A 13975-nucleotide genomic window follows, 5' to 3' on the forward strand; every position below is an offset into this window, starting at 1 on the left:
GGATCGGCCGAGGGTAGCCGGACGCGACCGGGCGGCACGCGCGCTCGCGGGCACACCACGTCGGCCCGCCGGACGCCGCGGCTGCACGACCCAACACCAGATCGAGAAGGAGTTCGTTGATGAACGACGACGACATCACCACCTCCGGGTCGAACCCCGGCCACGGGCCGGCCGACGGCGGCGCCAGCGGTGGCGGCGCCGACGGCGGTGCCGACGGCGGCGCTGACGGCGGCGCGGGCCACGGCCCGGCCGACGGCGGCGCCCGCGGTGGCGGCTCCGACGGCGGCGCTGACGGCGGCGCTGACGGCGGCGCGGGCCACGGCCCGGCCGACGGCGGCGCCCGCGGTGGCGGCTCCGACGGTGGCGCTGACGGCGGCGCGGACGGCGGCGCGGGTCACGGCCCGGCCGACGGCGGCGCCCGTGGCGGCGGCTCCGACGGCGGCGCCGACGGTGGCGCTGACGGCGGTGCCGATGGCGGTGCCGGACACGGCCCGGCCGACGGCGGCGCCCGCGGTGGCGGCTCCGACGGTGGCGCGGACGGCGGCGCGTAGGTGCTTCGCAGGTGAGCACTAAGTGGGGCTATGGCCCCACTTAGTGCTCACCTGCCGTCAGGCATATGGAGGGCCCATGACCGACCGACCGTTCCTGCGCCGCTGCGTCACGGGCGACCTCGACGCCTTCGCCGACGACGCCTGGGGCCGCCAGGCCGTCCTCTCGCGCGCCGACGACCTCGCCAAGCACGACGAGGCCGCCACCGCGCCCGGGTTCGCGGACCTGTTCTCCCTCGACGCGGTGGACGAGCTGCTGGCCCACCGCGGCCTGCGGACGCCGTTCCTGCGGATCGCGAAGCAGGGCACGGTCGTCGACTCGAAGCACTTCACCGGCGACGGCGGGGTCGGTGCGGAGGTCGCCGACCAGCTCCGCGACGACCGGGTCGCCGCACTGTTCGCCGACGGCCACACCGTGGTGCTGCAGGGCCTGCACCGCACGTGGGAGCCGGTCGCGCGCCTCGCCACCGGGCTGAACGCCGACCTCGGCCACCCGGTGCAGGTCAACGCCTACGTCACCCCGCCGTCCTCGACCGGGTTCTCCGCGCACTACGACGTCCACGACGTCTTCGTGCTGCAGATCGCGGGCACCAAGCGCTGGCACGTGCACGCCCCGGTGCACACGGACCCGCTGCGCACCCAGCCCTGGAACGACCACGCCGCCGCGGTGCGCGACCGCGCCGCGCAGGAGCCGCTGCTCGACGAGGTCCTGCAGCCGGGCGCCGCCCTCTACCTGCCGCGCGGCTTCCTGCACTCGGCCACCGCCCAGGGCGAGACGTCGGTCCACCTGACCGTCGGGATCCACGTGCTGACCCGCCACGCGGTCCTGGAGACCCTGCTCGCCGGGCTCGCCGACGACCCGGAGCTGCGCGCCTCGCTCCCGCTCGGCCTGGACGTGTCCGACCCGGAGGCGCTCGCCCCGGTCGTGGAGCTCGTCGCGCGCCGCGCCGCGGAGCACTTCTCCCTGCCCGCGGACCCCGCGCACGCCGCCCGGCGCCTGCGCGGCCGGGTCTGGAGCGGTAACCGCCCGGAGTCGGTGCTGCCGCTGCGCCAGGCCGCGGCGGTGCACGCGCTCGACGCCGACACGGTGCTGCAGACCCGGCTGGGGCTGCACCACCGGCTCCTTCCCGACGACGGGGGCCGGCTCCGCCTGGAGCTGCCCGACCGCACGCTGGAGTTCCCGACGGCGGCCGCGACCCCGCTCGCGACGCTGCTCGCGGGCGCTCCCGTCCGGCTCGGCGACGTCGCCGAGGACGAGGCCGGCGACGCGACCGTCGTCGCCCGCCGGCTGCTCACCGAGGGCGTGCTGGTGACCCCGGAGTCGGTGGATTCCCCGTCGCTGCGCTCGCCCCGGGCCGCTGGCGCCCGCACCACCACAGGAGGTACGACGGAACGGTGACGGCGGATTCCCTGACCCGGCCGGACCCGGCCGACGACCCGGCGACCTTCCGCTGCTCGGCGGCCGCGCGGGAACGTGACGACCCGCTGTTCGCCTCCGCCCCGCCCGCGCGGCGCTGGCTGCTCGTCGAGCACCCCGGGCCGTGGGGCTTCCAGGCGCTGGGCGGCGCCGGGTTCTCCGCGGACGTCGTCGAGGCGATCGACGCGTTCTGCGGGGCGCACGAGGCCCGCTTCCAGCTGATCCGGAAGACGGCGGCGCGCGGCCAGCCGACCGAGGCCGGGGGACGCTTCGCCGTCGTCGACTCGCGGATCGGGCACGAGTCCGTCCGCTGGGGCCGGGTCGACTCCCCGGAGGCGCTGCCCGCCGCCCTCGCCGACCTCGAGGCCTCCACCGAGGTCTCCGACGAGCCGGTCTACCTCGTCTGCGCGCACGGTCGGCACGACGCGTGCTGCGCGGTCCGCGGGCGCCCCGTCGCGGCCGTGCTCGCCGCCGGCTACGCCGACCGGACCTGGGAGACCACCCACACCGGCGGCGACCGGTTCGCCGCGAACGTCGTGCTGCTGCCGCACGGCCTGGTGCTCGGCCGGGTGCCCGCCACCGAGGCGCTCGCCGTCGCCGAGCGCTACGAGGCGGGCCACGTCGACCCCCGGCTCGTCCGGGGTCGGGCCGGGCTCGCGCCGGCCGTGCAGGGCGCCCAGCACCACGCCCGGCTCGCGCTCGCCGAGCACCGCGTCGACGCGCTCGCGCCACTCGCCGTCACGCCCGACCCGACCGACCCCGCCGTCGTGACCGTGCAGTTGACCGGCCCGGACGGTCCGCTGGACGTGACCGTGCGCGAGCGGTGGATCCCGTCGGCGACGCCGCTGACCTGCAGTGCCGGGCGGACGGCGTCGATGCGGACCTACGAGTTGGTCGAGCTCGGGGCCCCGACGCGCCCGTAGCGACCGGGCCCGGCGTCCCACCAGGCCATGAGCCGCCGGTGCGCCGGCCGCTCGACGGCCTTCGTCAGGAGCCAGCCGGCCGCGACGCCGGTGAGGATCATCAGCCCGGTCTGCAGCGTCGGGCCGACCCCGAGCTGCTGGGCGCGGCGCATGACGACGTAGCCCACGGTCTGGTGGGTGAGGAAGACGCCGTACGAGATGCCGGCGAGCCAGGTGATCAGCCGGTTGGCGCGGGCCGGCAGCCAGGTGCCCCAGTCCGGGCCGACGGCGGCGAGGGTCATCGCCGCGACCCCGAGGCCGATCAGCACGACCGCGATCCAGTCGGTGCTCCAGCCCGCGGTGGGGTCGAGGGTGGAGGTCTGCAGGGCGTGCTGGCCGACCGCGAGGACCTCGATCGCCAGGAAGTGCGGCAGGCGCAGCCGGCCGGTCGAGTACATCCACACCGCGACACCCGCGACGAACAGGTGCCAGCGGAACAGGCCGAGCCCGTCGACCACGTAGCCGTACGCCGGGCCGGTCTCGTGCGTCGCGCGGAACCACCACTGGACCGCGGGCAGGAGCAGCGCCACCCAGATCACCGCGCGCAGCGCCACGCCGCGCCCGAGCGGCCCCTTCCACATCACCGCCGCCAGGCAGAACGCCATCAGCTGCAACGGGATCGTCCAGTACGACCCGTCGACGAAGCCCCACCGCGCGTCCCAGTGCCACGCCATGGCGAGGTTGGCGAGGAGGTCCTTCTTGCCCGGGAGGTACCAGCCGTCGGGCGCGAGGTAGCGCAGGAAGAGCCAGGCGTTGACGGTCGCGACGAAGAACGCCGGCAGCAGGCGCGCCAGCTTCCCCCACCACCAGCGCGCGGTCGCCCCGCGCCGGGCGCCGCCGCGGCGCACCGTGGCCGCGACGAAGTAGGCGGAGAGGACCAGCAGCAGGCTGGCGCCGACCTGGTGGGGGAACGTGTAGTTCTTCGGCAGGATGTCGTGGTAGACGAGCGGGCCGATGAACGTCGAGTGGTAGATCATCACCAGCAGGACGAACCCGCACCGCAGGACGTCCCAGCTGACCCGCCGCGACGAGCCGCCCGGGGTCGTCGTCCGCGAGCCCGGGACCCCGTGCGGGGTGCGCGGCTCCGCAGAGGCCGGTCGCGAGACGATGTCGGTCACCGGCGGCGACGCTAGCAACGCACGGCGACCGCCATCTCACGAGGCGTGGCGCCCGGCGCCCGACGGGTCGTCCGGCGCTTCCGCCGGTCGGGTGGCGTCGACGGGCTGCTCGGAGGTACCGCCCGGCGTGTCGGACCGACCCACCGTCGGCCGTTCGGGCGCGGCGCCGGCGGCGGGATGGTGAGCACGAGGCAAAGACCGGGGGAAACCGCGGACGGGAGGTTTGACGACACCGGGCGCGGGGCGAGGTAGGGACTGCACCGTCAGCTCGCCCGGAAGGCCCTCATCATGTCTACGTTGTGGACGATCATCGTCTGGATCGTCTTCGGTCTGGTCGTCGGCTTCATCGCCCGTGCGCTCGTGCCCGGGAAGGACAACATCGGCATCCTCCGCACGATCCTGCTCGGCATCGCCGGGTCGGTGGTCGGCGGACTCATCGGGTCGCTGCTGTTCTCGCCGCACCAGATCACGCTGTCCAACCCGTCCGGCTGGATCGGATCGGTGATCGTCGCGATCATCCTGCTGGTCATCTACAACCGCGTCACCGGTCGCAAGGCCGCCCGTCGCTGACCCCTCCGTCCGGAGGGTTCGCCGGCGATCCCGGAATCGCCGGCGAGGCCGTTCGGTTGCGCACCACTGAACGGTCACCCCACGACACCCTGGAGGCAACGATGCCGAGCCGCGACGCCACGACCCACTGGGAGGGCGGCCTGCAGGACGGCACGGGCAGCGTCACGCTGGACTCGTCCAACGCCGGGCAGTTCGACGTCTCGTTCCCGACCCGCGCGGAGAGCCCGAACGGGCAGACCAGCCCCGAGGAGCTCATCGCCGCGGCGCACTCGTCGTGCCTGGCGATGAACCTCTCCGGCGTCCTCGGCAGCGAGAACCTGACCGCGCGGTCGATCGACGTCAGCGCCGAGGTCACGCTGTCGCCGGCCAAGGGCGGCGGCTTCGAGATCAGCGGGATCGCGATCACCCTCCGCGCCTCCGTGGACGGCGTGGACGAGGCGAAGTTCAAGGAGCTGGCGAAGACCGCCGAGGAGACCTGCCCGGTCTCGAAGGCCCTCGCCGGCACCACGATCACGCTGGACGCCGCGCTCGAGGGCTGAGCCCCGACGCCCGGAAGTGTACGAGCGGGCCGTTCGTCACCTTCTTTCGTGACGGACGGCCCGTTCGTGGTTTCAGGGGGGCGACACAGTCCGCGTGCCCGCTCACACGGTGGCGAGGCCGCACACAGCCGGCGCACAGCGACGCGGGCGACCCTGAGCACCATGGGGAGCGCGTGGGTCGTGGCGGCGGCGGTGCTGTTCGGCATCGGGTCGGTCGCGCAGGCCGCCGCCCTCGCCGTGCCCGGCACCCCGTGGTCGGCGCAGCTGCGCCACCCGGCCTTCGTCGCGGGCACCGTGGCGGAGGGGCTCGGCGCGCTGGCGCACGCGATGGCGCTGCAGACGGTGTCGATGGCGGCGGCGCAGTGCGCCGTGAGCGGGAGCCTCGCCGTGACCGCCCTGGCCGCGCGCTGGTGGTTCGGCACGCGCCTGGGTGGGGGCGGGGTGCTCGCGATCGCCGCACTGTCGGGCTCGCTGGTCGTGCTCGCGACGGTGTCCGGGCAGTCGGGGACCGCGACCGACACCGCCGCGCTGGAGGTCGGGCTGATCGTGACGGCGGGCGTGGTCGGGCTCGTGGGTCTGGCCGGGGCGGTCGCCCGGCGGGCCTGGCTGGTGGCGGTGTGCTCCGGGCTCGGGTTCGCCGCGTGCTCCACCGCGGTCAAGCTCGTCGACCTCACGCACCCGCTGTCGGCCCTGACGTCCGTCCCCGCGATCGCCGCCGCCCTGACCGGTGCCCTCGGATGCCTGTGGTGGACGGTGGCGCTGCGGACGGGCGCGGTCACCACGGTGACGGCGGTCGTCGTGGTCTCCGAGGTGGTGCCCCCGTCGCTGCTCGGGCCGCTGCTCGGCGACGAGGTCCCGACGGCCTTCTACGCGGTGGCCCCCGTCGTGCTCGCGGTCGCGGCGCTCGCCTGCGTGACCCTCGCATACCGGAGCGCCGAGCCGGCCCCCGCCGTCGAGAACCCCCTGCCGGAGCGGATTCCGGCGTAGCCTGGACCCCATGGTGTCGACGGGAAGGCGCGCGGTCGTCGAACCCGGCGAGCCCGCCGGGGACCTCGCCGAGCGCCTCGGGCTGCACCGCCCGGAGAGCGAGCGGGCGTTCGTCGCGGCCCTGCAGCGGGTGCGCGACGCGGAGCTGCGCGCCGAGTACGAGAGCGACGGCATCCGGCTGCGCTGATCACCGTCGGGCCGTCGTGGTAAGTCTCCGGCCGTGACCGAGTGGCCGTTCCTGTCCTGGTCGCCGGACGACGCGGCGGCCGCGGTGTACGACGTCACGGTCGACGGCGCGTGGGAGCAGCTGGTCGCGTTCTATGCCGGCGGTGCCTCGTGCCCGCCGCTCGAGCGCGTCGTCGAGCTGGCCCGCGAGCACGGCGTGCGGTCGCTGGTGGTCGAACAGCGCCACCTCGACGCGGACTGGCGCAGCGAGCACGCCGCCTTCCACGGCCGCCTGTTCCGCCGCCACCCGTCGGTGACCCACCGCTGGCACCTGTTCACCGACGACGTCGACCCGGCTGACCTGACCACGCTCGACCCGTCGTCGTACCGGGGCTACACGACGCTGCGGCCGCTGCCCGCGACGCCGGTCGGCGCGACCATGATCACGCCGCCGCCGGGACTCGACGGCGGCGTGCGCTGCGAGGCGACCGAGCGGGTGTCGCTGTTCGGCACCGCGCTGACGGTGCGCGGGATGCCGTTCCTGTCGCAGGACGCGGAGTACCTGCGGTGTGCGCACGCGACGCTGTGGATGGTGCTGCGCCACGCCCACCTGGCCCACGGCGTGCCGCGCCGGCTCTCCGCCGAGGTCCACGACGCGGCCCTGGGCGGGGTGATCGTCGGGCGGCAGGTGCCCAGCGAGGGGCTGTCGGTGCAGCAGATGATGTCGGGCGCGACGCGGCTCGGGCTCTCCCCCGGTCTCGTGCACCTCCCGGCGACGCGGGCCGAGGACGCCGAGGCCGACATGCTGACCCTCGGCGGGATCCTCTGCCGCTACGTCAACTCCCAGGCGCCGCCGGTGGTCATCTCGCGGGCGCACGCGTGGGTCGTGGTCGGGTACCGGCGGGTGTCGCCGACCTCCGGGGCCGGCGTCCGGCTCTGGCGGCACGACGACGCCCGGGGCCCGTACCTGGAGGTCGCCGACCCCTTCGACGAGCCCGACGAGGCCCACCGTCCGTGGCAGGCGGCGCTGCTGCCCCTGCTGCCGCAGGTCTACGTCACCGCCGAGCGGGCCGAGGCGGCGGGCGAGCACTGGTTCCGGGCCTACGTCGACCAGGCCGATCCCGACGAGCCGATCGCCACCGCCGACCTCACGTGGCGCACCTACGTGACCCGGTCCGACGAGTGGCTCGAGGGCCTCGACGCCCGCGGCCTCGACCCCGACCTCGCGCGCCTCTACCGGCTGACGCTCATGCCGGAGTACGTGTGGGTCGTCGAGGCGGTCGACCGCGCGGCGCGGGCCCGGGGCGAACCGGACGTCGTCGGCGAGGCGATCCTCGACTCCACCGCCTCCACCCACCACGAGCCGCTGCTCTCCGGGCTCATCGCGCTGCACGGCGGACGGCTGGCCCACCGCGTGGGGCCGGACCACGGGCAGCGCCGGGAGGTCCGGATCGCCGCGCCGGGCCACTACGTGACGGGGCGCCGCGCGTAGCCGCTGCCCGGTGTCAGCAGTGCGGCCATGCTGACACTGGACGTCACGAACGCCGCAACGTCAGGTCGGCCCGGCCCCCGAGATCACGCCCGACGATACGTCGGCCCCCGCGATCGCCCGCTCCGTCGTCGCCGGCGTCGAGTCGCTGCCCGCCGACAGCGGCCCGAGCGTCAGCGTGATCCGGTTCGTGCTCGTCCGCTCCCGGCTGCCCTCCCCGGACGCCGACGCGGAGAGCACGAACCACTTCGCCCCCACCTCGCCGTTCGCCCCGATCTTCCGGCTGACCTCCACCGACAGCTCGATCTGCACGGACTGCACCGCCAGACCCGTCGTCGGGCCGCCGTCCTGCTGGGCCTCCAGCAGGTCGTGCCGCAGGGCCTTCAGCACCGTGTCGAGCCCGAGGCCCGGCTCCTCGTCGTCCGCCATGTCGCGCACGCTAGCGGCGGGGTGTAGCCGACCGGCGGCTACTCCGGTTCGCGGGACCGCTACTCGTCCTCGCCGCGACCCGGTCCGCGGAGGCCGGCGGGCTCCTAGCGTCCGCCCCATGACCACACGCCGCGCCCGCGACACCGACCGGATCACCACCTGCGACCTCCTCGACGCGGCCTACGCCGAGGGCCAGATCGACGGCGTGGAGCACCGGGAACGCACCGCCGCCGCGGTGCGGGCCCGCACCCTCGGCGACCTGCAGCGCCTCGTCGCGGACCTCCAGCACCGGCCACGTCCCGCTCCGACACCGACCCCCGGTCCCCCGGCCCGACGGAGGCGCTCCGGCGGTGTCGTCGCCCTCGTCGTCGTCGTCGCGATGAGCCTGGCCGCCGTCCTGATCGGCATCACCTCGCAGTCGGACCGGCGGGCCGTCCGGGCGGCGCCGGCCTCCTCCTCCGACGACACCCCGTCCCGCGTCGTCGGGCCGGTCGACCTGCACTCCGAGGCGGGGTGGCAGCGGCTCGTCGCCGATCTGCGGAGCGCGCAGGGTTCCGCGCTGGCCTACCGGGTGGTGCTCTACCCCCGGTACGCCGTCCTCGAGCTCCCGGTCGACGGCGAGCCCGCGCGCTCCCGGAGCCACTCCTACCGCGGCGGGCTGGGCGCATCGACCGGGGCGAGCAGCCACGACCCGGACCACCCGGCCGTGGACCTGGCGGCGATCGACCCGCGGCCGCTGCTCGCGCTGCTCGCGGGGGTCGACCGCAGCGTCGGGGTCCGCGACGCCGACACCCGCTACCTCGTCCTGGAGGACGAGGGGGACGGCGAGGGGCCGGTCGCCTCGATCCACGCGTCGAACGAGTTCCACGAGAGCGGGCGCGTGGCCGCCCGACCGGACGGCACGGTGGTCGGGGTGTGGCCCTACGAGCCCCAGTGAGCCGGCCGGTGCACCCGCGCCGGCAGCCTCGTCGCGGCGTCCCCGCGGGCCGAGGTGACCTGCGGGTTCGTCAGGAAGAGGACGTCGTCCAGCGCGGCGCCGCGCAGGTCGGCACCCCGCAGGTCCGTGCCGAGCAGGTCGGCCCGCCCGAGGTCGACCCCGCGCAGGTCCGCACCCATCAGCAGGGCCCCGCGCAGCGACACGTCGCGCATCCGCCGAGCGCGCAGGTCCTTCCCGACGAGGTCCGCGCGCGCCATCGAGCGCGCGTCCGGGCCGAGCACCTCGTCGCTCACCCGGCCGAGCAGCTCGCCGGCCTCGGCCCGCACCGCGCCCACGTCCGCCTCCGGGCCCAGCGCCGCCACCCGCCCGGAGAGCGCCGACCGTTCGTCGGCCAGCACCGGCACCGGCTCGGCGAGGTACCAGAGCACCTCGTGCAGGGCCCGCAGCACGTCGAAGGCCGCGAACGCCTCGTCGGGCGCCTCCCGCCAGTCCGCCCACGCGGTGACGCGCTGACCGGCGCCGAAGCAGTCGAAGGTGACGCAGCCGGGGAAGCCGCGCTCGGGCAGCGTCGCGTGGATCGTGCACGGCGCCGGCTCACCCGGCGCCGGCACCGCGAGGTTGGGGCACGGCGTGCGCGCGGGCTTGGAGATCGCGAAGTCCGCCGACCGCGCGAACGCCGGGGCGACGCAGCACAGTCCGCTGCACCGGCCGCAGTCCGCCTCGAGCTCCACCGCACCACTGCATCACGGGCCGAGCGGCAGCTCCGCCACCACCCGCCAGGAGTCCGGCTCCCGCGAGCCGACCAGCAGGTGCAGCACCTCGACGCGTGCGGCGAACGGGAGCTGCGGCGCGATGCGCGCCTCGGCGGCCCGCAGAGCCCCGGGCGACGACGCCGAGGTGTACCCGACCGTCAGGTGCGGGTGCGGTTCGTGCTCCCCGCCGTAGGGCGGGCACTGCGGGAACGCCTCCCAGACGCACGCGGTGAGGTCCGCGAACGGCGCCGAGGGTCGCGGCGCGAGCCACAGGTAGTCCTCCCCGAACCACCCCGTCGTCGGGAACGTGCAGTCGATCGCCCCCGCGCCGGCGACCGCGTGCCGCAGGCGCGCCACCACCGCGTCGTCGATGTCCGCGGGCGGCAGGAAGGGCCAGAGGACGGTGACGTGCGCGGGCACGCCCGCCGTCGTCGTCGGGTCCAGGTCCCGGCGCTCCGGCCCGACGACGGGCTCGGCCTGCGGGACCAGCGCGAGGACGGCGCTCTCGGTCGGTGTCTCCACGGCGTCCATCGTGCCGCGACGAGTTCTCCGGAACGGCCACCACGGCGCGCCGCGCCGTGCTCCGATGACGGCGTGGAACGCGTGGTGGTGGGGCTCGTCCTGCTGGTGGTGGGCGTGGTCGGGGCGGGCCGGGCCTGGCAGGCGTTCCGGGCTCGCGGAGGGGCGGTCGGCCTGCGCGCCCGGACGCTCGCCCGGGGCGGGATCGCCGGGCTGGTCCTGTGCCTCGCGATCGCCGAGCTCGGACTGGCCCTGCTGGTCGACGGAGCGACGGGGGCCGTGGCCGAGCGCATCCCCCGGCGGGTGCTGAGCGTGGTCGTCGTCGCCGCGGTCGCCGCCGTGGTCTATGCCGTGATCGCCTGGCAGGAGCACCGGCGGGCGCGGACGGCGCCCGTGGACGGGTCCGCGCGCTCCGCCGCGTCGCCCCCGGCGCCCGTGCCCGTCCCGCCCGGGGAGCCCGCCGGCTGGGTGCCGCCCACACCGCAGGCCGCGGCGCTGCGGGCCGCCCGCGACAGCGGCGACCCCGACGCGATCTGCACCGCGCTGGCGATGGAGCCGCTGGCCTGGCGGGTGCGGGTGGAGGACATCGACCGGGCACTGGCCGGGCCGGGTCACGCCACGCCGGCGCTCGGGCGCAGCCACGGCGGACGGCTGTACCTCGACGTCTGGACGGAGGGATGCGTCCCGACGCCCGCCGCGGAGGAGGCGCTCCTGTGCACCGACGTCGCCTGGTACGCCGAGGTCGACGCCCCGATCAGCCTCGTCGTCGACGAGGGACGGCCCCAGCAGACCACCGTCGACGTCGCCGACGTCCGCCGCTGGGCGACGCGCCGCACCCCGCGCCCCGTCGACGCAGCGACCCACCGGCTGCGCGCCCTCGTACCCGTGACCGACGAGGGGCCGCTCACCCACGGCCTGGCCTGCGCGGCGCACCACGCGGTGATGACCGGGACGCCGTGGAACCGCCTCGGACCCCGCGGCCTGGACCGGCTCGCCACCCGCCGCAGCCTCCGTGATGCGTGGGGCTTCCACGGCGCGCGCGACTGGCAGGCGGCCCTGGACGCACTCGCCGAACCCTGGTCGTCGGGGCCCGACACCGTGCTGCACCTGCGCCGGCAGCTCGGGGACGGCGCCTTCGTCCCGGCCGACGCCGTGCGCGAGGTGGTCGAGGCCGACGTCAACGTCGAGCGCAACGGCCGCGAGACCACCGACCGGGTCCTGGACGAGCTCCGTCGGATCGAGGCCTACGAGGAGTACCTGCGGGAGCACGACGTCCTGGCCCGCTGGGAGCAGGTGCACACGCTGCTCGCCTGGGACCTCGGCCGCGGCGCGATGCTCGCCCGCTGGGGGCTCGACGCGGACTGGTGCGACGAGACGACGGCCCGGTGGCAGGTCGAGCGGTTCGGCACCCTCGCGCGCCGGTACTTCGACTCGTGGACGGAGTTCGGCGCCTCCTACGTGCTCGGGCGGGCGCTGTGGAGCGCCGACCAGGTGGACCACCTCGACTGGTCGACGCTCGACCTCGCCGACTCGGTGCGCCCGTTCACCGTGCTGACGAGCGACCCCGCGAGCCCCTGGCGCACGGTGCCCTTCCACCCGGCGCGGCCGGTCGCGGCCCTCGACGACGCCGGGTCCTGATCAGCGGCCGGCCCGCTGCTCCATCCACGCCACCGCGAACGCGCACATCCCGGCCGCGTCGACGACGAGCGTGTCGGCCCGGCCGACCGTGCCGCGCGTGCCGCCGCCCGCCGTCACGAAGGCGTCGACGACCGCCGCGAAGTAGTCCTCGTCGAACTCCTCGACGACCGGGTCGGCGGTGTCGAACTCCTCGACCCACCGCCAGACGACCCCACCCGCCGTCGCGAACGGGACCTCGGAACGCGCGACACGCTTGCCCGGGAGGTCGGCGAGGTGCTCCGCGTGGTGGAGCAGCGTCATCGTGTCCCACGGCGCGCCGACCATCGCCACCTTCCCGCCCCGCGCGACGAGCTTCGCCAGCGGTGAGCCCGGCCCGTAGCCGTAGTCCAGCGGGTGGTCCGCGGTGAACCACGCGGCGTCGGCGCCGAGGGCCGCGACCGACGCGCCAGGCGATGCGCTGCGCAGCGCCCCCGGCGTCGTGCGGAGGAACTCGGGGACGACGCCGTGGTCGCGGATGGCGCGGGAGGTCGCGGCGTCGAAGCCGAGGACGTGGTCGCGGAGTTCCGCCGGCACGGGCTCGCCGTCGCACGGCGCCTGCCAGTCGGTGTAGGCGAGCACGGTCCCGCCCGGGGAGACGGCGTCGAGCAGGGCGCCGACGAGCGCGTCCGGGCCGCCGAGGACGGGGCCGATCCGGCGGAACGCGGTGTGCACCATGACCGCGTCGCCAGGACGCAGTCCGAGGGTCCGCAGGTCCCCGGTCAGGTCGGCGCGCGTGAGCACGCTGCCACCGTAGGTGGGTCGGACATCCTGGACAGGCAAGTAACGACTTGCCTATGCTCCTCCGGCGTGGGCGACATCTACCGGGCGCTCGCCGACCCCACGCGGCGCGCGCTCCTGGATGCGCTCGCGGCGGCCGACGGCCAGACGTTGTTCGCGCTGCGCAACGCCCTGCTCGAACGCGGCCTCACGCCGACCCGCCAGGCCGTCTCCCAGCACCTCGACGTGCTCGAGGAGGCCGGGCTGGTGCACGTCCGGCGCGAGGGTCGCTACAAGTTCCACGACCTCGACACCCGCCCGCTGCGCGAGATCCCGCGCCGCTGGCCCATCCCGTGAGGAGTCCCCGCCGTGCCGAAGGTGTCCTACTGCAGCGTGTTCGTCGACGACCAGGACCGCGCGCTGCACTTCTACCGCGACGTGCTCGGCTTCGAGCTCAAGCACGACATCCCGATGGGCCCGCACCGCTGGCTGACGCTCACCGCGCCCGGCGACCCCGACGGCACCCAGCTCCTCCTCGAGCCCGACGAGCACCCGGCGGTCAAGCCGTTCAAGGCCGCGCTCGTCGAGGACGGCATCCCGGCGACCGCGTTCGGCGTCGACGACGTCGCCGCGGAGGTGGAGCGGTTGGCGGGCGCGGGGGTGACGGTGGTGCAGGCGCCGTCACCGGCGGGCCCGGTCACCATCGCGGTCGTCGACGACACCTGCGGCAACCTGATCCAGCTGTTCTCCTAGCTAGGTTCGCTGCTCACCGGAGCGGAGCTCACACCGCCTCGATGATCCGGATGTCGCGGACCGCGCCGTCTCCCAGCACCGCCAGGGCCTCCTGGTAGGCCGGGCTCTCGTAGGCGGCGACGGCCTGCTCGACGCTGTCGAAGACGATCAGCGTCGTGCGGTCCGTGGTCCCCTGCTCGAACGCGGCGGCCGGGGTGCCGCGCGCCAGGAAGGTGCCCCCGCCGTCGCGCATCGCCGGCCCGGCCAGGGCGACGTACGTGTCCAGCTTCTCCTGGTCACGGATCTCGCGGAAGGTGTTGATCCAGTAGGCGCTCACGTCGTCCAGCGTGCCGCGGGCGTCCAGCCCGTTGCGGCGCCCGCCCCGAGGCGGAACCAACGACCCGTTCGTGGCTTCTA

Annotated in this window: 18 protein-coding genes; 12 read left to right on the forward strand and 6 right to left on the reverse strand. The window is 75.6% G+C overall.

The window, feature by feature from the left end; genetic code table 11:
* The first annotated feature begins 119 nt into the window (after nt 1-119).
* From WCD74_RS12090 to WCD74_RS12100, 3 genes are all read left to right on the forward strand, one after another.
* Nucleotides 120-551: a BatC protein gene (locus tag WCD74_RS12090; protein ID WP_337695085.1), complete on the forward strand. Its 432-nt coding sequence runs from the start codon at nt 120-122 to the stop codon at nt 549-551.
* 76 nt (nt 552-627) lie between these two features.
* Complete coding sequence (locus WCD74_RS12095) at nt 628-1947, forward strand: cupin domain-containing protein (protein ID WP_337695086.1); 1320 nt, start codon at nt 628-630, stop codon at nt 1945-1947.
* The gene (locus WCD74_RS12100) at nt 1944-2888 is read left to right on the forward strand and encodes a ferredoxin family protein (RefSeq protein WP_337695087.1); all 945 of its coding nucleotides are present in this window, start codon (nt 1944-1946) and stop codon (nt 2886-2888) included. Before WCD74_RS12095 ends, WCD74_RS12100 begins: the two co-directional genes overlap by 4 nt.
* Here WCD74_RS12100 and WCD74_RS12105 read toward each other — a convergent pair.
* Nucleotides 2849-4045, reverse strand: coding sequence for an acyltransferase family protein (locus WCD74_RS12105; RefSeq protein WP_337695088.1), 1197 nt, complete (start codon nt 4043-4045; stop codon nt 2849-2851). The genes WCD74_RS12100 and WCD74_RS12105 overlap by 40 nt on opposite strands.
* 288 nt (nt 4046-4333) lie before the next feature.
* On the opposite strand from WCD74_RS12105, the gene WCD74_RS12110 reads away from it, so the two are divergent.
* The 5 genes from WCD74_RS12110 to WCD74_RS12130 all read left to right on the forward strand — a co-directional run bounded on the left by WCD74_RS12110 (nt 4334) and on the right by WCD74_RS12130 (nt 7798).
* Nucleotides 4334-4615 carry a GlsB/YeaQ/YmgE family stress response membrane protein gene (locus WCD74_RS12110; RefSeq protein WP_337695089.1) on the forward strand — a complete coding sequence of 94 codons (282 nt, stop codon included), beginning with the start codon at nt 4334-4336 and terminating at the stop codon, nt 4613-4615.
* Between the two features lie 101 nt (nt 4616-4716).
* The gene (locus WCD74_RS12115; RefSeq protein ID WP_337695090.1) at nt 4717-5154 is read left to right on the forward strand and encodes an OsmC family peroxiredoxin; all 438 of its coding nucleotides are present in this window, start codon (nt 4717-4719) and stop codon (nt 5152-5154) included.
* A gap of 162 nt (nt 5155-5316) precedes the next feature.
* Nucleotides 5317-6141 (forward strand): hypothetical protein, encoded by an 825-nt coding sequence (locus WCD74_RS12120; protein WP_337695091.1) that lies wholly within the window; start codon nt 5317-5319, stop codon nt 6139-6141.
* A gap of 10 nt (nt 6142-6151) precedes the next feature.
* The gene (locus WCD74_RS12125; RefSeq protein ID WP_337695092.1) at nt 6152-6328 is read left to right on the forward strand and encodes a hypothetical protein; all 177 of its coding nucleotides are present in this window, start codon (nt 6152-6154) and stop codon (nt 6326-6328) included.
* A 33-nt stretch (nt 6329-6361) separates the two neighbouring features.
* Complete coding sequence (locus WCD74_RS12130) at nt 6362-7798, forward strand: hypothetical protein (RefSeq protein WP_337695093.1); 1437 nt, start codon at nt 6362-6364, stop codon at nt 7796-7798.
* Between the two features lie 60 nt (nt 7799-7858).
* Here the strand turns inward: WCD74_RS12130 and WCD74_RS12135 are convergent, their stop codons facing one another.
* On the reverse strand, nt 7859-8224 hold the full coding sequence (locus WCD74_RS12135) for a trypco2 family protein (protein WP_337695094.1): 366 nt from the start codon (nt 8222-8224) through the stop codon (nt 7859-7861).
* Between the two features lie 118 nt (nt 8225-8342).
* Between WCD74_RS12135 and WCD74_RS12140 the strand changes: the two genes are divergently transcribed.
* Nucleotides 8343-9161, forward strand: coding sequence for a DUF1707 SHOCT-like domain-containing protein (locus WCD74_RS12140; RefSeq protein WP_337695095.1), 819 nt, complete (start codon nt 8343-8345; stop codon nt 9159-9161).
* Here WCD74_RS12140 and WCD74_RS12145 read toward each other — a convergent pair.
* Nucleotides 9146-9892, reverse strand: a complete 747-nt coding sequence (locus WCD74_RS12145) for a pentapeptide repeat-containing protein (RefSeq protein ID WP_337695096.1) — start codon at nt 9890-9892, stop codon at nt 9146-9148. The two genes, WCD74_RS12140 and WCD74_RS12145, sit on opposite strands and share 16 nt — an antisense overlap.
* A gap of 12 nt (nt 9893-9904) precedes the next feature.
* Nucleotides 9905-10435, reverse strand: a complete 531-nt coding sequence (locus WCD74_RS12150; protein WP_337695097.1) for a 2'-5' RNA ligase family protein — start codon at nt 10433-10435, stop codon at nt 9905-9907.
* Nucleotides 10436-10507: 72 nt separating this feature from the next.
* On the opposite strand from WCD74_RS12150, the gene WCD74_RS12155 reads away from it, so the two are divergent.
* Nucleotides 10508-12070 (forward strand): DUF1266 domain-containing protein, encoded by a 1563-nt coding sequence (locus WCD74_RS12155; protein WP_337695098.1) that lies wholly within the window; start codon nt 10508-10510, stop codon nt 12068-12070.
* Here WCD74_RS12155 and aac(3) read toward each other — a convergent pair whose 3' ends face one another.
* Nucleotides 12071-12850: an aminoglycoside 3-N-acetyltransferase gene (aac(3), locus tag WCD74_RS12160; protein WP_337695099.1), complete on the reverse strand. Its 780-nt coding sequence runs from the start codon at nt 12848-12850 to the stop codon at nt 12071-12073.
* A 66-nt stretch (nt 12851-12916) separates the two neighbouring features.
* Between aac(3) and WCD74_RS12165 the strand changes: the two genes are divergently transcribed.
* Both WCD74_RS12165 and WCD74_RS12170 read left to right on the forward strand, forming a co-directional pair.
* Nucleotides 12917-13183, forward strand: coding sequence for an ArsR/SmtB family transcription factor (locus WCD74_RS12165; protein ID WP_337695100.1), 267 nt, complete (start codon nt 12917-12919; stop codon nt 13181-13183).
* Nucleotides 13184-13195: 12 nt separating this feature from the next.
* Nucleotides 13196-13579: a VOC family protein gene (locus WCD74_RS12170; protein WP_337695101.1), complete on the forward strand. Its 384-nt coding sequence runs from the start codon at nt 13196-13198 to the stop codon at nt 13577-13579.
* A gap of 28 nt (nt 13580-13607) precedes the next feature.
* Here WCD74_RS12170 and WCD74_RS12175 read toward each other — a convergent pair.
* Nucleotides 13608-13975: DUF1330 domain-containing protein (locus tag WCD74_RS12175; RefSeq protein WP_337695102.1), on the reverse strand; the 368-nt coding region annotated here is incomplete at its 5' end.

Origin of the sequence: Actinomycetospora aurantiaca (genome assembly GCF_037401875.1) — a bacterium.
In the GTDB taxonomy this organism is placed as follows: Bacteria; Actinomycetota; Actinomycetes; order Mycobacteriales; family Pseudonocardiaceae; genus Actinomycetospora; species Actinomycetospora aurantiaca.